Origin of the sequence: Collinsella sp. CLA-ER-H6 (assembly GCF_040092305.1) — a bacterium.
In the GTDB taxonomy this organism is placed as follows: Bacteria; Actinomycetota; Coriobacteriia; order Coriobacteriales; family Coriobacteriaceae; genus Collinsella.
The window spans coordinates 21,373-38,097 of sequence record NZ_JBBNLS010000010.1 but is presented as its reverse complement, the minus strand read 5'-3'; the positions used below and the strand labels follow the sequence as shown (position 1 = coordinate 38,097).

14 protein-coding genes and 1 riboswitch are annotated in these 16,725 nt (G+C 58.0%); of the genes, 4 read left to right on the top strand and 10 right to left on the bottom strand.

What is annotated here, in order from left to right; genetic code table 11:
• Window positions 1-217: 217 nt before the first annotated feature.
• Window positions 218-601: a cation transporter gene (locus AAAX77_RS05800; protein WP_349105240.1), complete on the bottom strand. Its 384-nt coding sequence runs from the start codon at window positions 599-601 to the stop codon at window positions 218-220.
• Between the two features lie 174 nt (window positions 602-775).
• Here AAAX77_RS05800 and AAAX77_RS05795 point away from each other — a divergent pair, with 174 nt between their 5' ends.
• Entirely contained in the window at window positions 776-1,480 is a 705-nt protein-coding gene (locus AAAX77_RS05795; RefSeq protein WP_349105238.1) for a DUF3793 family protein, read from the top strand.
• Between the two features lie 46 nt (window positions 1,481-1,526).
• A complete protein-coding gene (locus AAAX77_RS05790) occupies window positions 1,527-1,946 on the top strand; it encodes a flavodoxin (RefSeq protein ID WP_349105237.1) in 420 nt (139 codons plus the stop codon).
• Window positions 1,947-2,085: 139 nt separating this feature from the next.
• On the opposite strand, the gene AAAX77_RS05785 is transcribed toward AAAX77_RS05790, so the two are convergent.
• From AAAX77_RS05785 to AAAX77_RS05755, 7 genes are all read right to left on the bottom strand, one after another.
• A complete protein-coding gene (locus tag AAAX77_RS05785) occupies window positions 2,086-6,636 on the bottom strand; it encodes a prenyltransferase/squalene oxidase repeat-containing protein (protein WP_349105236.1) in 4,551 nt (1,516 codons plus the stop codon).
• 193 nt (window positions 6,637-6,829) lie between these two features.
• A riboswitch (cobalamin riboswitch) is annotated at window positions 6,830-6,957 on the bottom strand.
• 199 nt (window positions 6,958-7,156) lie between these two features.
• Window positions 7,157-7,909 (bottom strand): amino acid ABC transporter ATP-binding protein, encoded by a 753-nt coding sequence (locus tag AAAX77_RS05780; RefSeq protein ID WP_022094423.1) that lies wholly within the window; start codon window positions 7,907-7,909, stop codon window positions 7,157-7,159.
• A gap of 12 nt (window positions 7,910-7,921) precedes the next feature.
• Window positions 7,922-9,283, bottom strand: a complete 1,362-nt coding sequence (locus AAAX77_RS05775; protein WP_349105234.1) for an amino acid ABC transporter permease — start codon at window positions 9,281-9,283, stop codon at window positions 7,922-7,924.
• Between the two features lie 117 nt (window positions 9,284-9,400).
• Window positions 9,401-10,261 carry an ABC transporter substrate-binding protein gene (locus AAAX77_RS05770; protein ID WP_349105233.1) on the bottom strand — a complete coding sequence of 287 codons (861 nt, stop codon included), beginning with the start codon at window positions 10,259-10,261 and terminating at the stop codon, window positions 9,401-9,403.
• Window positions 10,262-10,408: 147 nt separating this feature from the next.
• A complete protein-coding gene (locus tag AAAX77_RS05765) occupies window positions 10,409-11,275 on the bottom strand; it encodes a deoxyribonuclease IV (RefSeq protein WP_349105232.1) in 867 nt (288 codons plus the stop codon).
• 172 nt (window positions 11,276-11,447) lie between these two features.
• Entirely contained in the window at window positions 11,448-12,467 is a 1,020-nt protein-coding gene (locus AAAX77_RS05760; protein WP_349105230.1) for a Gfo/Idh/MocA family oxidoreductase, read from the bottom strand.
• A 90-nt stretch (window positions 12,468-12,557) separates the two neighbouring features.
• Complete coding sequence (locus AAAX77_RS05755; protein WP_349105229.1) at window positions 12,558-13,748, bottom strand: aldo/keto reductase; 1,191 nt, start codon at window positions 13,746-13,748, stop codon at window positions 12,558-12,560.
• 163 nt (window positions 13,749-13,911) lie between these two features.
• Between AAAX77_RS05755 and AAAX77_RS05750 the strand changes: the two genes are divergently transcribed.
• Together AAAX77_RS05750 and AAAX77_RS05745 are read left to right on the top strand one after the other, a co-directional pair.
• On the top strand, window positions 13,912-14,106 hold the full coding sequence (locus AAAX77_RS05750; protein WP_349105227.1) for a hypothetical protein: 195 nt from the start codon (window positions 13,912-13,914) through the stop codon (window positions 14,104-14,106).
• 116 nt (window positions 14,107-14,222) lie between these two features.
• Window positions 14,223-15,137, top strand: a complete 915-nt coding sequence (locus tag AAAX77_RS05745; RefSeq protein ID WP_349105226.1) for a ketopantoate reductase family protein — start codon at window positions 14,223-14,225, stop codon at window positions 15,135-15,137.
• Window positions 15,138-15,246: 109 nt separating this feature from the next.
• On the opposite strand, the gene AAAX77_RS05740 is transcribed toward AAAX77_RS05745, so the two are convergent.
• Entirely contained in the window at window positions 15,247-15,453 is a 207-nt protein-coding gene (locus tag AAAX77_RS05740) for a hypothetical protein (protein ID WP_349105223.1), read from the bottom strand.
• Between the two features lie 187 nt (window positions 15,454-15,640).
• Window positions 15,641-16,417, bottom strand: a complete 777-nt coding sequence (locus tag AAAX77_RS05735) for a hypothetical protein (protein WP_349105222.1) — start codon at window positions 16,415-16,417, stop codon at window positions 15,641-15,643.
• Window positions 16,418-16,725 lie beyond the last annotated feature (308 nt).

Here is a 16,725-nt window from a genome sequence, read left to right as displayed (position 1 = left end):
TCATTTCTGTCCACGGTTAATTGCAATCTGAGCACAGCAATAATCGGCGTATAAATATACACCTGTAATGTTAATAGATGTTCGATTGGTAGCGAATTCCGCGCAAACCGTCACCAAACTCCACTTTTGCCGCATCTAAAGGTTATTTTTGCGCAAATTTTTGGATGCCGATAGTCACAATGGGCAGGAGGCTGGTTCCCACCGGAGAGGGCAACGCCTACATTTTCATAACGTAATAGCCCGCACCCCTCACCGCCGTCTCGAGTGCGTCGCGATCAACCGGGCGCTTCGAGCGCACGCGTGCCGTGTGGTCCGTATACGTCACCGTTGCCCACACACCATCAAGCGTATTGAGGGCATTGGCTACGTTCTGAGCGCAGCCGTCACAGCTCATGCCGCCGATGAGCAGCTCATCGCTATAGGGATAGTGTGACGCATCGGTATCCACCACAACAACCTTTTTGGCCTTCTTGCCGCTCGCACCGTCGCTGCAGCAACTCTTCCCGTGTGTCGAAGCGGCAATGCGACGCAGTCCAAAAAACATGCCGACGGCAATGACGGCCAGCACGATGATATCTGCAGGGTTGAACAAGTCACTCATGCGTTCCCCTTTCAAGTAGCCCTATCTAGATACCCCCATGGGGTGTCTCCATCTTAACCCAAAATCATGTCCGTTCGGTCAATTAGTTTCCCTATTCAAACTTTTTAGTTGACCAAGGCTTACTTTCGTGTATAAGTTTTCCTAGGCTAACAGTTTAGATCCGTAAGGAGCGCCGTGACCCGAACCATAGACATTCCAACGTTTCAGGCAGCGGTCGTGCGCAACTGCTCTCCCACGCTCGCGGGCATCAAGCCGGCATCGCTCTTTACCTATCCAGGCACCTACGCCCACGGGGACAGCTCGACCGCAACCGAAGCCATCGCAGAACGCCGAGCACGCCTGCTCAACGTTATCGCCCAGTGCAACCGCGAGCTTGACCCGCTCGGCATCCACCTGAGTGTTTTGGTCTGGCGGCCTTGCGGAGCGCTCGTGTACGTGTACCGAGCCAAAAGCCTCACCACCTATTTCGAAGACTCTCGCGCCCAAACGGCGCTCGCCTCGGAAGGCTACGACACGAGAGACCTTTCGACATGCCTTGTGCATTTGGCATCACGCATCACGCTCGCGAGCAATAACGTCGCAGAATGCGCCTGCAGCCAGACTCGATGCGCACTACCCCAGCAAGCTAGCTGCAGCAAAGACTGCACCTGCGAGTTCCCCCACGAAATTGGCTATTTTTTGGGCTATCCCTACGAAGATGTCCATCAGTTTATCGTCCAGCACGGCGAAAACTATAAGGTCTTTGGCGCATGGAAGGTATACACAAACGTTGAGCAGGCGCTCACGACCTTCGATTCCTATCGCGCATGCACGCAATACCTTACCTACATCTATCAACAGGGCTGCACCCTGGAACAACTTGTCCAGGCAACCCGATAGAGCATACAAAACGCGGCCGCACGCCGCACAACCGAAAGGAAAACATATGAGCAAGATCGCAGTCGTCTACTGGAGCGGCACAGGCAACACCGAGGCCATGGCAAACTTCGTTGCCGAGGGCGCAACCGATGCCGGCGCCGAGGCAGAGGTCATCCCCTGCGCCGATTTCTCCGCAGACAAGGCCGCCAGCTATGACGCCATTGCCTTCGGCTGCCCCGCCATGGGCTCCGAGGAGCTTGAGTATGACGAGTTCCAGCCTATGTGGGACGAGGTCAAGGAAACCCTCAGCGACAAGAAGGTCGTCCTCTTTGGCTCCTACTCATGGGCCGAGGGCGAGTGGATGGACAACTGGAAGGCCGATGCCGACGAGGCGGGCATCAACGTCGTCGATTCCGTCATTTGCTATGATGCGCCCGATGATGAGGGCGAGGCGGCCTGCAAGGCTCTGGGAGCGGAGCTGGCATAAACCAACCATTGACACGACAGATGCAACGCAAACGGGCTCCGGGTCGTCTTAACCCGGAGCCCGTTCATCTATAAAGCCACGACACGAACGGCACAACTCACCCGCGTATCAAACGACGGACGTTACAGGCATCGAGTCGCTATGCGTTCTTACGGGAGCGCACAAACCACGCACCAATAGCCGCAAGGCACACGATACCGACAACAACACCGGTAACAGCAACCGGATTAACGCCGCCTCGCCCATCCAAAGAACCCTTGCGTGATGCAGCAGCAGACGTCGTTTTCGAACCGGAAGACTCGTCGGAGCCGGACTTCTTATCGGACTCGCCCTTGTTGGCATCCACATTCTGCGACATCTCCGACTTCGAGCCATCCTGCGAAGCACCAACTTCCTGCATTCCAGAACCGCCCTGCTTATCGCCGGAGCCATCGCCCCCCTGTGAACCGGTCGGCATGACCGCGGGCGTCGGATTCTTCGTCGGGACCGTAGGAACGGGTACCTCGGGCGTCACGGGTTTTTTCGAGCCGCCCGGTTCGACGACACCGGCTTTTACGCCACCGATCTTGGACCAGCTCACACCGGACCCTGCGGACTTATAGGCCGAAAGGGCCCGTAAGGCCTGTACAGTCGCAAGCGCATTGGCATTGCCGGGCTTACCGTCGGATCCCATGGTATGGGCATAGCCCTTGCCGTCGGCAACCTCGTAGGCGCAGATTGCAGAAATCAGGCTATTCGCACCCGTTGCAAAACCGTTCTTGGTATTTACGGGATCCTTGCCAAGAGCCACAAGAGCAAGCAGCACCTGGGCATTAGACTCGACAGACCCAAAATCGCAAAGGCCGTTCATCTGGCCCCTAAGGAAGCCGAGCGCATTGTCGACAGCAGATGCAACAGAAGGTTGGCCATTCGAGGCCAGGGCGACGGCGCACGCGTCATCATCGACATAGGGCGCAAGCGCCTGAAGTGCCATAGCGGTCATATCGACGTTGCTCGCACCGCCCGCATCGATGGTGAAACCGCCGTCGGAATTCTGGAACGAAAGCAGCGCGCAAACAAGCTGAGCGCGTGTCCAAGAAGAGCCGGACGCACGCAACGCCTCATTCGAAATGCCCGCCTCGTCAAGGGCAATCAGCGCATAGACCACGTTGTTCGCCGAAGCCACAAGATCTTCGTGAGAGCAAATGTCGGCAATGAGATTCACGCCATCGAAAGAGGTGATATCCTCGCCAAGCGCGGTTAACGCAAGCGCAACTCGCTCGTAATCAGTCACCTTGGCGGTGTTGCCCGACCACTCGGCCTTATGAACGGTAAGGGACTTCTTGTAATTCGCGATAAGTGCGTCGTCAATCTTGCGCCCCGACGTTGCGAAGGCGTAAATCTCCCATTCTTGACCATAGGCGTACGCATCAATCGTACGGTTGATGTCAAAGTACTTGGCAGCGGAAAGGGCGCCTTCGTCGGCCTTTGCCTCGTTATCCGGCGAGGCAACGATTCCGTCAACCGTAATCTCAAAGGAGATGGCCTGGGCACCGGCAGTCTGATCGATCGGCGTACCGGTCACCGTATAGGTACCGGCCTTGTTCGCCGTCAGGACATAGGCGCCGCTCGCCACAAACAAGCCGTCGTCAGGAGCACCGTCGACGTGCTTCCAATCACCAAGAGCGCGTCGGTCGATACTCACGGCATCCGAGGCATCCCGACCTTCCTCGGTCGTCACACTCCATTTCATACCGGGCTCGGAAACACTCCAGCCCTCGGCATCGTTCTCACCCGTATAACCCAGGTTGAGTTCGACGGTCTTGCCGGCCTTAACGGACGCGGGGACATTCGTGATTGTCACTGACTTCAGTGGGTTCCGGTAAGCGTAGGTAACCTCTCGCTTACCGGAGGAAATGACGCTGCCGTCCTGGTTTTCGACCGTCGCCTCAAATGTCGTCTTACCGGCCTTATACGGCGTAAAGCCAATCTCGCCACTCGTAGTGTACTCGGCAACCGCAGAATCACTCGAGGTGACCGTATAGCAAGCGCGATCACTCGCGTTTTCGGGCCCCACAACCGGCGCAGCCTTATCGGTCAGGAAGGCGCCTTTGGCAAGCGGATTGCGACCGTGCAGATAGACAGTCTCGCCGTCCTCGTTATAGCCAAGCGAGACGCTCGTCGCTGGCACATAGCTCGACGTGACCGTCACGCTCTTGGAGGCGATATCGAGATTTGCGCGTGAAGATACCCGAATCGTGGCCTCGCCCGGCTTCTTAAAATAAAAGCAGGCGGATCCGGGATTGGAGTAAAGTACGTTCGCAGGCGTGCCGACAAAGCGAAAACGCGCATAGGAAACAGGAGTGTACTCGCCCTCGGCGGCATCGGTGTAATGAACACGGACTTCAAGATTCTTGACCTCGGAACCCGCAACCGCAATAGTGCCGCCCGTCACGTTTGCGCCGTTATACCAAATCTGAAAATCATCGATCGGTTTGGACACCGCCTTGACCACAACGGTCGCGACGTTCTCGGTAGTGCCGTCGTCCTTGTGGAGTGTGGCGGTTACCGTACCTACGGCGTCGTTATACACGTGCAACAGGCCCGTTTCCTCGTTAACGGCGATATCACCCCTGTTGGCATCTGGGGTACCCCAGGTCACCTTGGCATCCTTGGGCAGGCCATCGAGCTCAAGTGTGCCCGAAACGCAGGCGGCACCGTTCTCGCCCACCACAACGTCGTCGGGAGACGGGCAGAGCACACCATCGGCAGCAGTTACGGTCTTGCCGGTACGGGCAGACGTGAACTTCACCTCGTACTTATTGCTTGCAGCAGGGCTCTTGGAAAACTCGTAGTCTAGATTCTCACCGAAGTGCGGAAAGCCATCAGACCCCATACCCCACACGCTACCGTTTTTACCACGATTGGCGTTGAGATTTTCGACAAAGGTCGCCGTCTTCATGTCATCGGTATCGACAGCATAGGAGTTAACGAGCGCGTCCGCGGGAAAGACGACCTTGTTGGTAAGGCCCTCCTGCCAGTACGTATTGATGAGCTGTCCGGAGTCGTAGCTCGCAAAGAGCACGCCGCCGGTCGAAGCGGCGGTGGACATGCAATTGGAGATCACGCCGCCCTTGAGCGTACGGCCAAAGCCAGCAACGCCCTTACCTGTAACGGACGTGGAGCAATTAATGACAGAGCCCTTTACCTGATTGCCAAGCGGACCAAACGACTTGCCGTCCATGGCCTGTTTGAGCTCACCGGCAAAAGAGACATTCTGGATGACGCCGGTGGAGCCAACGCTCTCAAACAGAGACTTAACGCCTCCCTTGTTGTCAAAGGTAATAGTGTGACCCTGTCCGTCAAACGTGCAATTGAGCTCGCCTGTGGGTCCGAAGAACCATTCGTCATCAATCACAATGTCGCTATCGAGCACATAGTAGTTGCTCGCATCCTTGACGTTCATAGACATGAAGTCATCCTGCGACGAGATGTGCCTGACGCTCTCCGGCTGGGCGACGGGAGCCGTCGGCTTCTTTTTCTCAAGCGCATCCGAGGCATCCTTGAGCGTCTTGACCGCCGCATTTACATCGGACTGAGATGCATCGTCGTTATCGTTGACGATTTTGGCGTCAGCAAGAGCAGCGGCAAAGGCGGACCAGGAATCCGTTGTGTAGTCGGACTCATTGAGCGCCTCGGCGGCCGTGATAGCCGCGACGAGCGCGTCCTTATTGACAACGACGGGGGCAGAGCCGCTCACAAGCAAGGGCAGGCCACCGTTGGACACCCAGGAAAAGCCAGTCGACGGCACATCGGTATTGAGCACGTCGAGCGATTTAGCAGAAGAGAGGTCGGCGGCTTTAGCCGCGTTTCCCATATTAAAGCCATCATAGTTTATCCCGGCAGGCGACCAGCCTACGGTATATAAGCAGTTCAACAGCGATCCGGCCTGAGCCTCACCGACCAGGCCACCGTTCATCTCAACGCCTGAGCCGGCAAAATAGGAATTGACGATCTTTCCGGACGTCATGCTGCCGACCAGACCACCGGCACAGCCCAACCAGTCGCTAAGGTTCACACTCGCCGTGGACCAGCACATCTGGATGGTGCCAGAAAGTTTCATGACAATGGAGCCTACTTTGTCGGCGCCGGAGACCGAGCCTGTCACGCCCAGGTTCTGAATCGAGCCGGTCACATTATTCGCAACGGCCTTGCCGTTAATGGTGACCGTATGGCCCTGACCATCCAAGGTGCCGTCAATGGTCTCGATCTGCTGGTCAGCGCCCATCGAAATATTCGCGCCGAGCTTGACGGTCGCACCCGCCTCAATGGTCTCAGGCATATCGGCCGCATCGTTGACGACCACCGTCTCGCCCGAGTGCACTACCTTGGCGAAAGAACCTGCTTCTTCGACTTGTGCAGCCGGTATCGTTTCCTCGGACGCAATAGACCGCACGGCAACACCGGAGCTTTCCTGCTCCTGTGTGCTGCCGCCATCTGCCATGCCGGTTTCAGCGTCGGCAGAAGGCTCATCTTCATCAGGACTGCCCTGCCCAGCATCGCCCGCCGCGGTGACCTGATCGGCCGCCGCGGCTACGCCCGTGCTCACCTCCTCGGCAAACGCGGTCATTCCCGTGCTCGAACTGGCAAAGATAAACGCCATGAGCACGACGAGGAATTTCCTCGTACCTGTTCGGATGTTGTTGAGCATCCTTTCCCCCTTGGTCCGGAAGATCACTACCCCAATAAGAATCGAGGCCGACCATGTAAAGGGAAACGGGACACAGCGAAACGCCCGCACCTGACAGCATGCGGCAATGCCCCCCGCATCGCATACGGAATGCTTGGAGCAAATATGATGTCATCTTCTGCTCACCGGAATCCAGCGGCTCCCAAAAGACCCTCGACACGAGAAGACCGTGGGCAAGTAATCTGACTCGCGGGACAGCCCCGCACACAGTAACCGCCTTGTCTGGGATTCCCACCCAGTTCCCTTTTATGCGCCAAGCGCACCCATGGTCCGGCTTCTTTTCAAACAGCATGTAATTGTATGGAAGACCAGGCAACAAGCGTCCGCCGATATCACGCACACATAATTCACCGAAAATGTGGTTGAAAATCCGCCAGGGCAGCGACGAGACCTTTATCCGAAATGCAAAACGGGGCCGCAGCATCATTGCCACGGCCCCGCCCGCTCAAGCAAACTCTCATTCCGAGACGCTGCTGATCATCTATGAGATATTGCCCAAAAACGCCTTGGTGCGTTCGCTCTTGGGATGGTCGAAGACCTCGCTCGGCGTACCCTCTTCCACGATAACGCCACCGTCCATAAAGACGACGCGGTCGGCGACGTCGCGGGCAAAGCCCATCTCGTGCGTCACGACGATCATGGTCATACCGTCACGTGCCAGGTCGCGCATGACGCCCAATACATCGCGGACGAGCTCGGGGTCAAGCGCCGACGTGGCCTCGTCAAAGAGCATGACGTGAGGGTTCATCGACAGGGCGCGAGCGATGGCCACGCGCTGCTGTTGACCGCCCGAAAGCTGACTCGGCATAAAATCGATGCGCTCGGCCAGGCCGACCTTGGTCAGCTCCTCGACGGCAATCTTCTCGGCCTCTTCCTTGCTGCGCTTGAGCACCTTTTGCTGCGCAAGCATGACGTTCTTTTTGACCGACAGGTGCGGGAACAGGTTGAACTGCTGAAACACCATGCCCAAGTGCGTACGCACCTTATTGAGGTCAACGCCCTTGGCGCACACATCCACGCCCTCGACGACAATCGAGCCACTCGTGGGCTCCTCGAGACGGTTAATGCAGCGAAGCATCGTTGATTTACCCGAGCCCGAGGGTCCCAGAACGACAACGACCTCGCCCTTGTGCACATCAAGATCGATGTCGCGCAGGACTACGTTATCGCCAAAGGCCTTCTGGAGATTCTTGATGCTGACGACGACCTCGTTCGAGTTATTGGTTTCGCTCATGATAGAACCTCCTTACAGGCCAGCGATATGGTCGGCAGGCGTCGCGACAACCTGTCCGGCGCTCTTGGTGGGACGCTTCTTTTTGGTTTCGGCCGTACCCAGCAGCCTCGCCTCAAGACCGCTCACCAAGCGCGCAAGCGGCAGGGTAATGACCAGATAGAACAAGGCGGCAACCACGTACGGCGTAATGGAGCCCGTCGTGGCCACGATGGTGCGGGCGTTCATGACGATCTCGACCACGCCCACAGCGGCAAGCAGCGACGTATCCTTGTAAAGCAGGATAAACTCGCTGGTCAGCGTAGGCAGGACATTGCGGAACGTCTGCGGAATCATAACGTAGAGCAGCGTCTGGAAGGCATTCATGCCCAGCGAGCGAGCAGCCTCGTTCTGGCCCTTGGGGATCGATTGAATACCGGCACGGAAGATCTCGCACAGGTACGCAGACGAGTTCATGGCCATGACGATAACGCCCAGGACATAGTCGTCCACTTTGACGCCGGCAAGCGGCAGGCCAAAGAATGCAATATAGATCTGCAGGAACGCCGGCGTACCGCGGATGATATTCACATAGATGCCGGCAAGACAGCGCAGGATGCGCGACTTGGAGATGCGCATAAGCGACAGGGCAAAGCCAAAGGGGATCGCCAGCGGAAACGCCACAAGCACGATCGAGAGCGACATGAGGAAGCCCTTAAAGACGATCGGCAGGCTCTGGACCAAAATAACCGGGTTCAAGAACAGGCGCAGGAACATATTGGAGTTCCAGGCCTCGACCCACGGCTGCTCCTTAAGATCGGCCAGGAAGTTATCGAACGCCGTCACGCCCTTGATCTCGACGGAAGGAATCTTGGAAATCTTCTTGGTCGAACCGTCGGCGAGCGTATAGGTGCCGCTAAAGGCCTCTTCGCCGCCCTCGACGGGAAACGCCACGCCGTAAACCTCGACACGGAAAAAGCCGCCGGCAGGCGCCGTCTCGCCAAAGTCAATCTTGAGCGTCTGGCCGTCAGCCTTGCACGTGGGCTTCATGGGCGTACGATCCATGAGGTCCTCGCCCGAGAGCATCGTCAATCGCGTGTCATCGGTACCAAAGGTCGTGCCATCGGCAAACGTCAGCGAAAGACCGCTCAGTTCCTCGTCGGCATCGGCCTGGACCTCCCAGGTGATGCGGGTCTCGGTGCCACCGACCACGTCGCTGCCCGAACCGGTATTGGGTCGGGCGGTAATCTTTGCGGTCTCAAGCGCCTGGGCGGTCGTGGGCGCATATGCCCCCGCGCACACCAGCGCGAGCGCCACGGCCATGACGCAGGCTAGCTTTTGGAGCAAGGCGGGCAGTGGAAAACGCTGCTCCGCGGCCCCTTCATTCAATCGAGACAAGGTGGCTCCTATCGTAGAAGTTGCCGGCAAAACGAGACGGAAACGCTCTCCGTCAAGAGAAGCACAAAGGCCCTCTCCGCAAAACGGAAAGGGCCCGCGCGCAATCAAGTAGTTATTTTACTTGATGTTGTACTTAGCCATGAGGGCGTCGACGGTACCGTCATCGGTCAGGTCCTTGATAGCCTGGTTGATGTCGTCCTTGAGCTTGGTGTTGCCCTGGTTGATGGCGATGGCGTACTCCTCGCCGGTGCTGATCTGCTTGATGGTCTGGCAGGTGTTGAACTGCTCGGCGGTCAGCTGGCTGGCAACGGAGCGGTTGGTGACTACGGCGTCGCCCTTATCGGACTGCAGGGCGCTGAAGCACTCGGTAGCGTCCTTGTAGGGGACGATCTTGGCCTTGGGGAAGTTCTCCTGGGCAAAGGCCTCGGCGGTCGAACCAGACTGGACGATGATCGTGGCGTCAGCATTGTTGAGCTTCTCGCTGTAGTTGTCGGCCGTGATGTCGGTGTTATCGACCTTGGTCACGATAGCCTGATCGTCCATGTAGTAGGAATCGGAGAAAGTGACTTCCTTCTCACGCTCGGGCGTGTCGGTGATAGCCGCGATGGAAACGTCATACTTGGCACCCGAAGCGACGCCGGGGACGAGCGTGTCGAAGTCGTTGTTGACGTACTCGACATCCAGGCCCAGCTTGTCGCCGATAGCCTTGATGAGCTCAAGGTCAAAGCCTTGATAATCGCCGTTGTCATCCTTGTACTCAAACGGAGCGTACTCGGCAGAGGTGCCGACGGTCAGCGTACCGTCCTTGACGAGCGCGTACTCCTTGGAGCCGTCGACCTTCTCGACCTTAGCGTCGTCAGAGCTGCTGGAGCCGGCATCAGAACCAGAGGTGGCGTTGGACGAGCCGCAGCCCGTCAGTGCGAGGGCGAGCGCCATGGCACCCGCGGCGGCAAATGCGCCAAGCTTCTTGAGCTTCATAATCAGTCTCCTTCCGGTGACCCCGTTTGATTCAGAGGTCTGCAAAAACTGTTGGCTATTATGCACCCGTAAGTGCGAATCTGCAATTAGAAAACTGATTGAAACAAACCCATAACGTGAATGGAGCACTCCACTTTATGACAGCCATTACTGCTGCAACGACCTTAACAGTTTGATTTCAGCCGCATAACCTGCAAGTTCGTTCGGTGTCTCCAGAATGAATGGCAATGCGCGCAAGCGGCCATTCGATACAATATTCTGCATAACCTGCATACCGCCGCCAAACTCTTCACTACCCAGGTAGCCCTTGCCGATGCACTCGTGGCGATCTTTATGGGCGCCGCAGGGGTTCTTGGAGTCATTGATATGCACGGCGCGCAGGCGCTCGATACCCACCACACGATCGAACTCGTCGAGCACACCGTCAAGATCGTGGACGATGTCATAGCCGGCGTCATTCACATGGCAGGTGTCCAGGCAAACGCCCAACTTGGCCGACAGCTCGGGGCGCTTGTCGGCAACGCCCTCGATGATGAGCGCCAGTTCCTCAAAACTGCGGCCCACCTCGGTGCCCTTGCCGGCCATGGTCTCGAGCAGCACCGTCGTCTGCTGGCCCTCAAACATGACCTGGCACAGGGTGTCGACGATCATCTGAATGCCGGCGTCGGAGCCCTGCCCCACATGCGCGCCGGGATGGAAGTTGTAGCAGTTGCCGGGCAGTGCTTCCATGCGCCGCAGGTCCTCCGCCATGGCTTCCAGGGCAAACTCGCGCGCCCGCTCTTTGGCCGAGCAGGGGTTGTAGGTATACGGGGCATGAGCCACGAGCGGGCCAAAGTCGTTTTGCTCCATAAGCTCGCGCAGGGCCGCCACGTCATCCATGTCAAGGTCTTTCGCCTTGCCGCCGCGCGGGTTGCGCGTAAAGAATGCAAAGGTATTGGCGCCAATAGACAGCGCCGTCTTCCCCATCGCCCGATAGCCCTTCGTCGTCGAAAGATGGCACCCGATCGTCAGCATCCCCAGCTCCCCCTCATCAGTTGCGGTGAAATAGTTCCTGTTTGGCCCCTATTCTGCCGCAAACGGGAACTATTCCGCCGCAAGTTATAAAAGAGGCATCAGAGATGCGGGCCACCAAGCACTACGACCACGGACGCCGGCGTCATGATCCCCTACGCGTCAGCGTCAAGCCCTAGAGGGCTAGACGGATTGCATCGATAATGCGCGCGCAGCGCTGTGTGGCGGCAAGGGGCATGACGGGACTCTCGAGTTTCCCCGACCGGATGAGCTGGGTCGCATGCTGGATTTCGCCGTAGAAATCATCGACCTCAAACGGGGCATTTATTTCGAGCATTCGTCCGTCGGAGTACTTCACATGGGCGAGCTCGGGGCGATGGAGGCGCTCGATTTCCAACGAGCCCCACTCGCAGGCAATCGTTAAGCGGCTTTCATATGCTGCTTTGCCGTCGCACACCATACGAATGGGTATACCGCCGACACTCATATGGATCTCATCGGCCCAATCCACGCGGCCGCCCGATACGTCACGCCAGCGAACTTCACGAGACGAAACATCGCAAGCGCCCGCAAGCAGATCCTCAAACCACCCGACCGCATAGCAGCCCATGTCATATAGACAGCCACCCTGCAACGGATCGAGCAGATAACTCGAAGGGGGCTCACCATAATCGAGTTTTTGCACGCTTTCGATCGAAACGATACGGCCGAGCTCGCCCGACGCAAGCAAGCCCTTCACGCGAGTACGCATCGGACAAAACCGATTTTTCATCGCCTCCATAAACGGCACGCCGCACTCACGGGAAACAGAGGCGATCGCACGGGCCTCTTCTTCATTCAAAACGGCCGGCTTTTCGCACAGTACGGCCTTTCCCGCGCGCAGTGCCCGACAGACCCAATGCGCATGCATGCCATGTGGAAGAGCCAAGTAGATTGCGTCGACATCGGGGTCGGCAATCAGCGCATCATAAGCCGCATCGCCGTTATCGTCAGCCGTGGCATAACTGTGCGCGGCATCAATCGAAAACGCCCTGCAAAACTCCTCAACATGCAAAGGAGTGCGACCGGCGGCAGCCACAATCCGTGCCCCGTCCACCTCCTTGAGCGACGATGCAAATCGATACGAAATGTGTCCAGCGCCCAAAACGCCCCAACAAACCTCACGCAAATCATCACATGAATCCCGATGGCCCACGACAGCCCCCTTCAGTTGCGGTGGAATAGTTCCTGTTGGTGCCTTATTCTGCCGCAAACAGGAACTATTCCACCACACGTTATAAAAGGGTCATGAGGAGCGCGTTTTGCCGAAGGCCTTAAGCACCGCCGTCACGGGGCCAGGCTGAAAACGGCGGCGTACGTCGTCCAAGCGACCGGGGATATCGATGTGCTGTGGGCAGTGCCGCGCGCATTTGCCGCACTTGACGCAATTGCTCACCAGCTTGGGCTCGCTCGTGCGCACCGCGCTCGCCGTAAAGTACTGCGATAGACCCGTAAACCAGCTGTGCGCATAGCTCGCGTTGTAGGCGGCAAAGCAGCCGGGAATATTGATGCCCTTGGGACATGGCATGCAATAGCCGCATCCCGTGCAGGGCACGCGGTTCGATTTTTCAAACTCATCCAGCACGTGCGCGATCGTGTCGAGCTGGTTGGCAGTCATCGAATTCGGCAACGCGAGGTCTGCCAGTGACGAATTCTCATCCACTTGCGCGGTATCGGTCATACCAGAAAGCAACATGGTCACCTGGGGATGATTCCACACCCACGAGAGCCCCCAAGCGGCAGGCGTATGCAAATGCCGGTCGCATGCACCGTCGAGAACAGCGCGCGCCCGCGGCGGCAGCTTGCCCGCCAGACGCCCGCCCAAAAGCGGCTCCATCACAAACACCGCGAGCCCGCGCTCCGCAGCCGTCATGAGTCCTGCCGTTCCCGCTTGGTAACGCTCGCCGGCATAGTTGTACTGTATCTGGCAAAAATCCCAGTCATATGCGTCAAGCATCGTCAAGAAATCCGCCGCGCTGCCGTGATACGAAAAACCAATCTGACGAATGCGCCCCGCCGCCTTTTGACGCGCGATCCAGTCCTCGATGCCCAACGCCACTACACGTTCCCACTGGGCGGGCGAGGTGATGTTGTGCATGAGGTAATAGTCGATATGGTCGGTTCGCAGGCGGCGCAGTTGTTCGTCGAAAAACCGGTCGAAATCCTCCGCGCACTTGCACGAAGTATGCGGCAGCTTAGTCGCCAGCAACACACGGTCGCGCAGCCCCAAGCGCTCAAGTGAGGCACCCACGCACGCCTCGTTACCGGGATAGAGATATGCAGTATCCAGATAATTAATCCCCTGATCCACCGCACGGGAAATGATGGCATCGGCTGTCTTCGCATCCGGACGTCCCGGCGCACCGGGAAATCTCATGCAGCCCAGACCCAGAGCGGATATTCGGTTACCACTTTTGGGGTCAACGCGGTATTGCACGGCCCCTCCCTTCGCCATCAGCGCCCCGGCAAGGCGAAACACAATGGTCACGCGGCCGAAACATCGTGGAATCGCAATCGAGAACGTATCGTAACGCAGCAGAAATCGAGCTGTCACGGCACCGCTTTAACATCAGCAAAAAGCCCGATGAAAGGAGGCGAGCGTGACCACACGCGAGGATGCCTACCCCTACCCCGGCGAACAATACATCCTCTCGGTCAACCGTTACCAGATCGAGGTCATGGACCATCTGGACGAGCTTCCCGCCACGGGCGCCGTCATCTTCTGCACCTTCCCTAAGGTCCGCGATGGTGTCGGATACCCCGCACGCGTTTTTGCAGTCTGCCCTGCAGCGTAAGTTCCCATGCGTTTGTTCTTCTAAATTCAGCCTCCGGTGCACGCTTCATACCCCAGCGGCATACAATCCATCAGGCGCCCCGCACGCGGGCGCCTTTTTGTGAGGAGATGATTCACATGCAGATCAACAAGGTCGCCTTTATCGGCAAGGGCGGCGTCGGCCTGCTCTACGGCAGTATGATTGCCAAGACCCTCGGCAACGATGCCGTCGAATACGTCATGGATGATGCTCGTTTCGAGCGTCACGCGAACGACGCGCTCACCATCAACGGCGAACCCTGCGAGCTCACGTCCGTCCGCGCCAGCGAGGCAACGCCTGCCGATCTGGTCATCCTGACGGTCAAGACCACCGGTCTCGACCAAGCACTCAAGACTATGGAGCGCGTCGTGGGACCCAACACGCTCATCGCCTCGCTGTGCAACGGCATCACGAGCGAGCAAAAGATTGCCGAGCGCTTTGGCTGGGAGCATACCGTCCTGGGTATCTGCCAGGGCATGGACGCCGTGTTCCTCAACGGAGAGCTCACCTTTACCAACACTGGCGAAATCCGCTTTGGCGCGGCGGCCGGTACGGATCCCGCAACCATCACCGCAATTGACGAGCTCTACACGCGCTGCGGTATTGCCCATACCGTCGAGAGCGACATTGCGCACCGCATGTGGGCCAAACTCATGCTCAACGACGGCATCAACCAGACCTGCATGGCCTACGGCGGGACCTACGGAAGCGCCACGGAGCCCGGCTCCGAGCAGCGTCGCTGCTTTGTTTCCGCCATGCGCGAAACGCTTGCGGTCGCCAACGCCGAGGGCGTTAAGCTGACCGAGGCAGACCTGACGCAGATGGTGCATCTCATCGAGGGAATCGACCCCGCCGGTATGCCCTCGATGGCTCAAGACCGCATCGCAAGGCGCAAAACCGAGGTTGACGAGTTCGCGGGCACCATCTGCCGCCTCGCAGCCAAACACGATATCCAGGCGCCGCAAAACGAGTGGCTCTATCAGCGCATCCGCGATATCGAGAAAAGCTGGTAGCGCCAACGCGCTGCATTTAACAGCCTTAACAGCAAAGCCGCCGCAAGGGAACCTTTCCCCTGCGGCGGCTTTTATCTTCGTCTATGACCAGCAGCCAATCTCACGACAGTTAGCGTTGCGACTCCGGCACCACGTCCTCGTCATCGCGGCAAAGAACCACGCCCCCGCTTCCCAGCAGTGCGGCTGCGATCAGCGCGCCAACCACGAATGGAGCAGCCCCGCATGACCCCTGCATGCCCGCAATGAGCGCGGCCATAGGACCAAGGCAACCAAGCACCAATGCGACGGCGGCAACGGCAATATCTCGAGCGTTCACAAGATCACTTCCTCCAAGAGAAAGACCTTATTTCTCATGAACCAGTGTGCCCTGCGCCCATATGCGCGGCGTACTGCCACGGTAAGCGCTCTGTTAGCTCAAGCATGCACAAAAAGCGTACGCCTTTACGTTGCCCAAAGGCTCGGTAAAGACGCCCGCCCATCATTTCCTATTGGCTTATGGCAGATTACCAACCGGTATAGTAATCGGTGGTTCCGGCTGCGCAGCCGGAGTCATAGACCTTGCACTCGCCCTTGGAACCGGTAAACGTGGAGCCCTGAGCCTTATCGCCCGCGGCCACGACGTAGTAACCATCGGAATCGCGCCAAAAGCCCTCGGCGTCCTGCGTCCACTCGCCCGTGCGGTGGTGATACAACACGTTGCTGCTGTAATAAGTCTCGCGGCGGCCGTTATAGTTATTGACGCCGCTCGAGCGCGTCAGGCCCGAGCCGTTCGCGTAATACGCAGCTGCCGTATAGGATGGGACGTAGCCTGCGTTGCCATATGACGCCTGGGCGGCCTCGGCAGCTTCTGCCTCGGCGGCCGCAGCCTCGAGCGCCTCGCGCTTAGCATCCTCGAGCGCGGAGCGAAGCTCGTCGAGCTCGGCCGACTTCGCGTCGACCTCCTCCATCGTCAAAAGACTGCCCGCACCGTCGATACAACCTTGCAGTACAGCGCGCTCGTCATCGGTGGCATAGTCACCGTACATGTTCATGATGATCTGGGCGCGGACCTCTAGGGAATCGCGCTTGGCCCCCATAGAGGCGTTCCACTCCTGCATGGAGCCAAAGCCGTCGCCGCGATAGTCGACGGGCTGCATCAGCGTCGCCTCGGACGGCATGGATCCGACCGTGTCGGACAGTGTTGCCGCGTGGGCATCGGTTGCGCCGGCGCCCGCCAAAAGTGCCACGGTCAGAGCGGCGGAAAGGGCGGCGGCTTTCGGTTTTCGTGAATCGATCCTCATGTAGCTGGAAACCTCCGTAGTGCGTTTTTGCTGCGTTTGAGCTGTGTGCGATTCGATCGCGCTGCATAGTACCCCGAGCAAATCGCGACCTGCGGTTTTTCTCAAAAGGTGCACGTCATTTGCGTAAAACTCACATCCTCTCAACAGGAGTTTTCCACATCTCGATTGCATAAAGCATGCCAAAAACCCTGTAATAGCACCCTCCCTATGCAAAAAGTCACCTGCGCAACCATTGCTTGCGCAGGTGCCTTGAGCAGGCATTTTATGCAGTTATAGCTATCGAGTCGCAAGGAGTCCTTGCACAAGTC

Bases quoted from the DNA above. Each gene is read 5' to 3' on its own strand.
- AAAX77_RS05790 (WP_349105237.1), top strand. From the start codon at position 1,527: ATGAGCAAGATCGCAGTCGTCTACTGGAGCGGCACAGGCAACACCGAG.
- AAAX77_RS05765 (WP_349105232.1), bottom strand. From the start codon at position 11,275: ATGCTGACGATCGGGTGCCATCTTTCGACGACGAAGGGCTATCGGGCG.
- AAAX77_RS05800 (WP_349105240.1), bottom strand. From the start codon at position 601: ATGAGTGACTTGTTCAACCCTGCAGATATCATCGTGCTGGCCGTCATT.
- AAAX77_RS05745 (WP_349105226.1), top strand. From the start codon at position 14,223: ATGCAGATCAACAAGGTCGCCTTTATCGGCAAGGGCGGCGTCGGCCTG.
- AAAX77_RS05735 (WP_349105222.1), bottom strand. From the start codon at position 16,417: ATGAGGATCGATTCACGAAAACCGAAAGCCGCCGCCCTTTCCGCCGCT.
- AAAX77_RS05770 (WP_349105233.1), bottom strand. From the start codon at position 10,261: ATGAAGCTCAAGAAGCTTGGCGCATTTGCCGCCGCGGGTGCCATGGCG.
- AAAX77_RS05780 (WP_022094423.1), bottom strand. From the start codon at position 7,909: ATGAGCGAAACCAATAACTCGAACGAGGTCGTCGTCAGCATCAAGAAT.
- AAAX77_RS05785 (WP_349105236.1), bottom strand. From the start codon at position 6,636: ATGCTCAACAACATCCGAACAGGTACGAGGAAATTCCTCGTCGTGCTC.